General features: G+C 38.9%; 7 protein-coding genes. All 7 read left to right on the plus strand.

Annotated features, from left to right (window positions below; translation table 11 throughout):
* Positions 1-483: hypothetical protein (locus tag P8O16_RS18095; RefSeq protein WP_300317043.1), on the plus strand; the 483-nt coding region annotated here is incomplete at its 5' end.
* 27 nt (positions 484-510) lie between these two features.
* The gene (locus P8O16_RS18100; protein WP_300317045.1) at positions 511-1,476 is read left to right on the plus strand and encodes an ATP-grasp fold amidoligase family protein; all 966 of its coding nucleotides are present in this window, start codon (positions 511-513) and stop codon (positions 1,474-1,476) included.
* A gap of 47 nt (positions 1,477-1,523) precedes the next feature.
* Positions 1,524-2,300 carry an ABC transporter permease gene (locus P8O16_RS18105; protein WP_300317060.1) on the plus strand — a complete coding sequence of 259 codons (777 nt, stop codon included), beginning with the start codon at positions 1,524-1,526 and terminating at the stop codon, positions 2,298-2,300.
* Between the two features lie 632 nt (positions 2,301-2,932).
* Entirely contained in the window at positions 2,933-3,217 is a 285-nt protein-coding gene (locus P8O16_RS18110) for a GIY-YIG nuclease family protein (protein ID WP_300317048.1), read from the plus strand.
* Positions 3,218-3,767: 550 nt separating this feature from the next.
* Positions 3,768-4,682 (plus strand): glycosyltransferase family 2 protein, encoded by a 915-nt coding sequence (locus P8O16_RS18115; RefSeq protein ID WP_300317051.1) that lies wholly within the window; start codon positions 3,768-3,770, stop codon positions 4,680-4,682.
* Between the two features lie 282 nt (positions 4,683-4,964).
* Positions 4,965-5,630 carry a GNAT family N-acetyltransferase gene (locus P8O16_RS18120; RefSeq protein ID WP_300317054.1) on the plus strand — a complete coding sequence of 222 codons (666 nt, stop codon included), beginning with the start codon at positions 4,965-4,967 and terminating at the stop codon, positions 5,628-5,630.
* 50 nt (positions 5,631-5,680) lie between these two features.
* Complete coding sequence (gene rffA / locus P8O16_RS18125) at positions 5,681-6,862, plus strand: dTDP-4-amino-4,6-dideoxygalactose transaminase (RefSeq protein WP_300317057.1); 1,182 nt, start codon at positions 5,681-5,683, stop codon at positions 6,860-6,862.
* The last annotated feature ends 812 nt before the right edge of the window (positions 6,863-7,674 follow it).

Below are 7,674 nucleotides of genomic sequence, written 5' to 3' on the forward strand. Positions count from 1 at the left end.
GCAGTCAAGTTCAGTTTGGAAGCTTTTACTGAACTCTATGACTCCTTGACCTTTAAATATATCCATTTTGAGCGTTTGAAAAGCTATAAATATATGCAATTAAAAGGACACCTCTATAACGAGAATTTATACAGGCATCAGGAATGGGAGCTCTACCTCAGGGTTTTACTCAGATTTAGAGATTTTGAAATAATCAAAAAGGTAGGCTATGCATACTATGTAGTATCAAAATCCATTACATCCTCTTACCAGGACAGGCATAAGATTTTAATGAGTGAATTAGAACTCTTTCTTCAGGTTTTAAGCAGAAATACCAATCCTCTCAAACAAGTAATTCCCCAAAAGGAAAGGATAAGGATCGCATTCAAATATTTTTTGGTGGCAACATATCATAGAAAATTCAGATTTTCTTTGACTTATTTTGAAAGATTGATCCTTGAATTGGTAAGTCCAACCCAGCCACTCGAGATAATTGATAATTAGTAAAGAATCATTAATTGACTAGTAGCGTTGAGTAAGATTTCAATTGAGATACAGCGAATCAGGGATGGCTTCTACAATTTGAGACAGAGAGCTTTAGGTTTTCCGAAACTCCGGAAATCCTTTCACTCTTTTCATGGGTATCCCCTGAATTTAGAATCACCCAAGACTCTCCCTGAGCGGATAATTCATAAAAAAATTCATGACCGAAATCCCTTAATCGTACTTACTTCCGATAAACTGAAAGTTCGGGATTATATCAAAAAAGTGTTGGGAGAAGAAGCGGCAAATGAGATTTTGATTCCCATCTATCATGTGAGTAAAACTGGATTGGACATTCCCCATCAGGAATGGGATTTTGAGTTCTTCATGAAAGCCAACCATTTCTCGGGTGGAAATATGCTCGTGAAACCAGGAGAGGATCCGGATTTAGTTAAAGAAAACTGCCAAAAATGGCTTTCCTCTAGTTATGGACAAGGGATGCACGAGTGGGCTTATCGGGATATTCCTCGAAGAATAATCTGTGAGAAAGTTCTTCGGGATGAAAACGGAAAGATCCCTCAGGATGTGAAGATTTATTGCTTTCACGGCAAAGCCAGAATGATCCTTTTTGTTTCTGATAGATTCGAAGGTCAGAAACGCTTATTCACGGATGAAAATTTAAACCCAATTTATGGAGTGATGATGGATGGTTCCTTGCAGCTTGAGCAGATTCCAAATTTCCCACTACTGGATCAAATGAAGGAAATAGCCGAAAAACTGGCCAGTCCTTTTGAATTTGTCCGAGTAGATCTCTACTCAATAGGTACCCGGATTTTTTTTGGTGAAATCACTCAATATCCCGGCTCAGGCCTGAGCCCAATAGATGATTATGATTACAGTTTGGCCTTGGGCAACCTATGGATTCCGGAAAATAAAGACATTACTTTTTTCGAGATGCTAGATTTGGTAAAGAAAAAGAATGCTTCAAAAACAGATAAAACAAAATCAGCTTGAATACTAAACCTAATGTGAAAATCATCCAAGCCAGTTCAGGCTGGAAAATGGTTGATTTTCAGGAGCTTTGGCGATATAAAGATCTATTGTACTTCCTCACCCTTCGAGGAATCAAAGCCCGTTATGCACAATCTGTTTTAGGGGTAGCTTGGGCTATCATACAACCACTATTTACCACGCTGGTATTTACAGTTGTTTTTGGAAATCTGGCAAAAGTAGATTCGGACGGTATTCCCTATACGCTTTTCTCATATTTAGCACTTTGGCCTTGGAATTACTTCTCGGGTACACTCACGGAGTCCGCCAACTCTCTGATCCAAAATGCCAATATGATCACTAAGGTTTATTTTCCGAGAATGGTATTGCCGCTTTCATCTATTCTTTCCAAGCTTCTGGATTTTATCATTGCCTTTGTGGTGGTGATAGGAATGCTGATTTATTTTCAGATCACTCCGGGCTGGGGATTGTTGGTTTTGCCTCTTTTGATCATCCAACTCCTGATGTGTAGTCTGGGAATGGGAATGGTTCTTTCTGCCATGGCCGTGAAATATCGGGATGTCAAACATGCACTTACTTTTGTGGTGCAACTCTTACTCTACGCTGCACCGGTAGTATACAGCACCACAGCTGTTCCGGAGCAATACCAAAAATTTTATATCCTAAATCCCATGGTAGGAGTGATCGAAGGTTTTCGAGCAGCTTTCCTAGATAGACCTATCCCTTGGGAATGGATCTGGCCAGGAACAATTGTCGCTTTTATCCTCTTTATTTTCGGGATGATGTATTTCCGAAGGATGGAAAGGATATTTGCGGATGTTGCTTAGGAAGTTTAGAGTTTAAAGTTTAGAGTTTAAAGTTTAAAGTTTAAAAGTTTAGAGTTTAAAGAGAAGAGTTTAGAGTTTAAAAAGCGATATCAATTGTTGATTTCAGTCATGATCTCGAAGACTAGTATGTTGGTCATTTCGACCGCAGGGAGAAATCTCAAAGGAGAAGAAATCTCATCGGTTAAAGAGATTTCTCAGTCGGCTCTAATATTAGGATAAAGGCAACTATTGTTTGCCTCTTTCGAAATGACTAAAATGCTGGTCATTTCGACCGCAGGGAGAAATCTCAAAGGAGTAGAAATCTAATCAATTAACCAGATTTCTCAGTCAGCGCTTATATTAGGATAAAAGCAATTATTGTTTGTCTTATTCGAAATGACCGGCGTTCTAGTCATTCTGATGGTCTCTACTTGGTCATGTCGGCGATCTCTACTCAGTCATTTCGACGACCGCAGGGAGGAGAAATCTCATCACTTAACCAGATTTCTCAGTCGGCTCTAATATTAGGATAAAGGCAACTATTGTTTGCCTCTTTCGAAATGACTAAAATGCTGGTCATTTCGACCGCAGGGAGAAATCTCAAGGTTTAAGAAAAATTTGGAAAATCTCTCTTTTTTAAAAACCATTACTTAATGTTCGTTTACATTCTAACAAATAAGACAAAATCAACACTTTACATAGGTGTGACTAATGATCTTCAAAGAAGGTTGTATGAACATAAAACCGGCCTTGGGTCCTCTAATTCTTTTACATCAAAATACAAATGCCACTTTTTGGTGTATTTCGAAGAATATGGAACTCCTAAGGAGGCCATTACAAGGGAAAAAGAACTTAAAAAGTGGAGGAGAGAAAAAAAGAATAATTTGATTGAGAAAGAGAATCCAACTTGGGAGTTTTTGAATATTGATGGTGATTAAGAATATTTATGGTCATGTCGGCTATCTCTACTCAGTCATTTCGACCGCAGGGAGAAATCTAATCGGTTTAAGAGATTTCTCAGTCGGCTCTAATATTAGGATAAAAGCATTTATTGTTTGCCTCCTTCGAAATGACCGACGTTTTAGTCATATCTATGGTCTCTACTCAGTCATTTCGACGACCGCAGGGAGGAGAAATCTCATTAATTAACCAGATTTCTCAGTCGGCTCAGATATTAAGAAAAAAGCATTTATTGTTTGCCTTCTTCGAAATGACCAGCCTTCTAGTCATTCCGACGGTCTCTACTTGGTCATTTCGATCCGCCGTGGCGGAGAAGAAATCTCAAAGGAGCAGAAATCTCATCAATTAACCAGATTTCTCAGTCGGCTCAGATATTAAGAGAAAAGCATTTATTGTTTGCCTCCTTCGAAATGACCGGCATTTTAGTCATTTCGACGGTCTCTACTTGGTCATTTATCCCTACGCATGCTGAAGTCAATCCTGATTCCCAATTTTACATTTTTACATTTTAAATTTTAAATTAAAAAAGTGCACCTCTCCATAATTTCTCCAGTTTACCAAGCCGAAGCGATTCTGCAGGAACTAGTGGATAGAATCCGCAAAGCTGTCAACGGAATCACTGACTCCTATGAAATCATCTTAGTAGAAGATGCGAGTCGGGATAATTCCTGGATTGAAATTGAGAGATTGGCTCAAAAGTATCCGGAACTTTCAGGCATAAAACTTTCCCGCAATTTCGGTCAACACTATGCAATCACTGCAGGCTTGGATGCAGCCAGAGGTGAATGGATTGTGGTAATGGATTGCGACTTGCAGGATAGGCCAGAGGAAATTCAAAATCTCTACCAGGAAGCCCAAAAAGGCTTTGATGTGGTTTTGGCAAGAAGAGTAAATAGACAAGACGGTTTTTTCAAAAGACTTTCTTCCAGAATCTTCTACAGAACCCTCGCCTGGTTTACCGGATCTGATCAGGATGAGACCATTGGTAATTTTGGGATTTACCATAGAAAAGTCATTGATCAGATTGTGGGGATGCGCGAAAGCATTCGATACTTCCCAACTATGGTGAAATGGGTAGGTTTCCGGCAAACAACACTAGATGTAGTCCATGCAGAACGAGAGCAGGGAAGTAGCAATTATAACTTCAAAAAGCTTTTCAATTTGGCTCTAGATATTATGCTGGCTTATTCAGATAAACCCATTCGCCTGACAGTCAAACTTGGAATGTTTGTCGCTCTCACGGGTTTTATTTTTGCTCTATTTACGCTTTACAAATACCTACATGGAGATATCATCGTTGCTGGCTATGCCTCGTTGATTATTTCGATTTGGATGCTTACCGGTTTTCTGCTTGTAACCCTAGGTATGGTGGGGCTATATATCGGAAAAACCTTTGAAGGAGTAAAGAATAGGCCGATTTATATTATTGAGAAAAAGATATAGCCTCGTTCCTCGGCTGAAATAGGCCTTCGGCGAAATATAGCCTTCGATGAAATATGCTTCGCGAAATACTACCTTCGGCTGAAATATGCTTCGCGAAATATAGCCTCCGGCTGTAATACGCTTCGCGAAATATAGCCTTTGGCTGAAATACGCTTCACTGAAATACTAATTCCATATTTCTCCCGCAGGGACTATTTCAACGGTATTTCCATAGTATTTCAATAAAGTTACCTCGCCTCAGGACATATTACATCTTTCAAAAAATCTATTACAAGAGCTATCTTGAAAATTTCATTCCTCCCTTTTGACTCCAATCTTTTCGGCTATCCCGTTGGCAAGGTGGAAATTTCGAATAATTGGAATGAAGCGGAATTCCTTCATTCAGCCAAAGAATTTCATTTGGTTTATCTGTTTTCCGAAAATCCATTGGAGGTAAAAACCCCAAAAATCAAAGCAGTAGACACTAAATTGATTTTCGAGAAAGAACTACTGGCTAATCAGCAAATCATAAAGGGGATTGAGTTGTACCAACAGGAAAAATTAAATCCCAAACTTCAAGACCTGGCCTTTCAAAGTGGTGTTTATTCGAGATTTAAAATTGATCGTCGATTGAATCATTTGGAATTTGAAAAGCTCTATTCCACTTGGATTCAAAAAGCTTTTGACGAAGATTTTATCCTGACCGATTCGGATTTGAATGGGATGATTACCTGTTCCATTCAGGAAGAAAAAGCATCCATTGGCTTATTTGCAGTTTCAGAAAAGTCAAAAAAAACTGGTTTGGGTACAAAGCTGATTCAAGCAGCCGAAGAAACTGCCCAAATTAATGGAGGAAAATCCCTTTTGATTGCAACTCAGGCAGCAAATAATGCCGCTTGCAAGTTATACTTCAAACTAGGTTACCAACTCCTAAGCAGCACAAGCATATTTCATTATTATAATGCCTAGGATGATTTTTAAGCTTGTAACTGATCAGTTTCTAATCTCCTGAATTCCAAATGATTCCATTTAACAAGCCTTATTTAGCAGGGAAGGAACTGAAATACATACAGGAAGCCGTCAACCTTGGTAAAATTTCCGGAAACGGAGAATTTACCCAGAGATGTCAATCCTTTTTTGAAGAGCGATACGGTTTCCAAAAATGCCTGCTGACAAATTCCTGCACCGATGCCCTGGAAATGGCGGCGTTGTTATGTGATATAAAGCAAGGCGATGAGGTTATCATACCCAGTTTTACTTTTGTTTCAACAGCAAATGCATTTGTATTAAGGGGAGCAAAAGTCGTTTTTGTGGATAGCCGGGCAGATCATCCCAATATGGATGAAAGTCTTATTGAGGAGCTAATCACTCCAAGGACTAAAGCAATTGTTGTGGTGCATTACGGAGGCTTAGCCTGTGAGATGGATACCATTATGGATATTGCCAATCGGCATAAGCTTTTTGTGATTGAGGATGCAGCGCAGGCGATTGATTCTTTTTATAAAGGAAAAGCACTGGGAAGCATAGGGCATCTGGGAGCGATGAGTTTCCATGAAACCAAAAATATCCAATGCGGAGAAGGAGGGATGCTCATGATCAATGACCATTCCATGATCAGAAGAGCCGAAATCCTCTGGGAAAAAGGGACAGAAAGAGCAGCATACTCTAGGGGAGAAATCAATAAATACGGTTGGGTAGATGTAGGAAGTTCATTCCTGCCCTCCGAACTAAACGCCGCCTACCTCTGGGCGCAGCTGGAGAACTTAGACAAGATACAAGAAAGAAGAAAAGCCATTTGGGAAGACTACTATGGACTTTTCTCGGAGGAAGGCTATAAAATCAAAATATTGAGTGCTGGTTATGCGGAAATAGTTAAAAGTTTAAAGTTAAAAGTTGAGAATGCAGTAATTGATCCATTCACCACTTTAAACTCTTCCTCTTTAAACTTTAAATTTAAAGCAAACTTCCATCTCTTCTACCTCCTCTTCTCAAGCCTAGAAAGTAGAACTGATTTCGCTGCTGCCTTAAATGAAAAAGGAATCTTGGCAGTGTTCCATTACCAAAGTCTACATAAATCAGAATTCGCCAAAAAGCATTTCCCGGATCAATTCGAGCGTCATTTGCCAAATTCCGACCGCTATTCTAACTGCTTATTGAGATTGCCTTTGTTTTATGAATTGCCGGAGGTCAGTAGGCAGTAGGCAGTTTTCAGTTTACGTCTCCCGTACAGTTGTCGGGAGCGAGGATTTTACTAAAACCGATCAATATTCGCTCTCTTTCAAATCCGAAGCAATCTTTTCAGTTTGCAGTATTACAGTGGGCATTATTCGCTGATCATAAGTAAAATCGATATCTCCTTCCATCTTAATTCTAAATTTTAAATTAGCAATTTCCTTATTTTAAATCCCATTCGTTTGGTATTAACAAACTACCGAGTAATTTTATTACTCAGTCAGAAATAAGTTCCAATTTCCAGAAGTAGCTACGAATTTATTCCCGCAGGCTGACATTTTTAGAAGTCGCATTATTCACCTTACGGTGCGGGGAACTGGGACTGAAAGGGCGAAGCTGTGGCCGGAGGGCAGTTAAGAGTGAATAGTTTAAAGTTAATAGTGGACAGTTGGTAGAGAGCAGTTCACAGTTGGCAGAGGACAGAGAGCAGAATGATCATTTTGAGATTAAGGTTTTTTGCTTAAGGTTTAAAGTTTAAAGTTTAACGCTTAACAACTTAACCCTTTAATCTTTAAACTCTTAAACCCTCAATGTTTATCGCTTAAAGTTTAAGGTTTAAAGTTTAACAATTAACGATTTAACCCTTTAACCTTTAATCTTTTAACCTCTTAAACATCAATGTTTATCGCTTAAAGCTTAAGGATTAACGCTTAACGTTTAACGATTTAACCCTTTAACCTTTAACCTCTTAAACCCACACCGTTTATCGCTTAAAGCTTAAGGTTTAAAGTTTAACGCTTAACATTTAACCCCTTAAACCCTCAATGTTTATCGCTTAAAG

The sequence above is a fragment of the Algoriphagus sp. genome, assembly GCF_029254265.1.
Classification (GTDB): domain Bacteria; phylum Bacteroidota; class Bacteroidia; order Cytophagales; family Cyclobacteriaceae; genus Algoriphagus.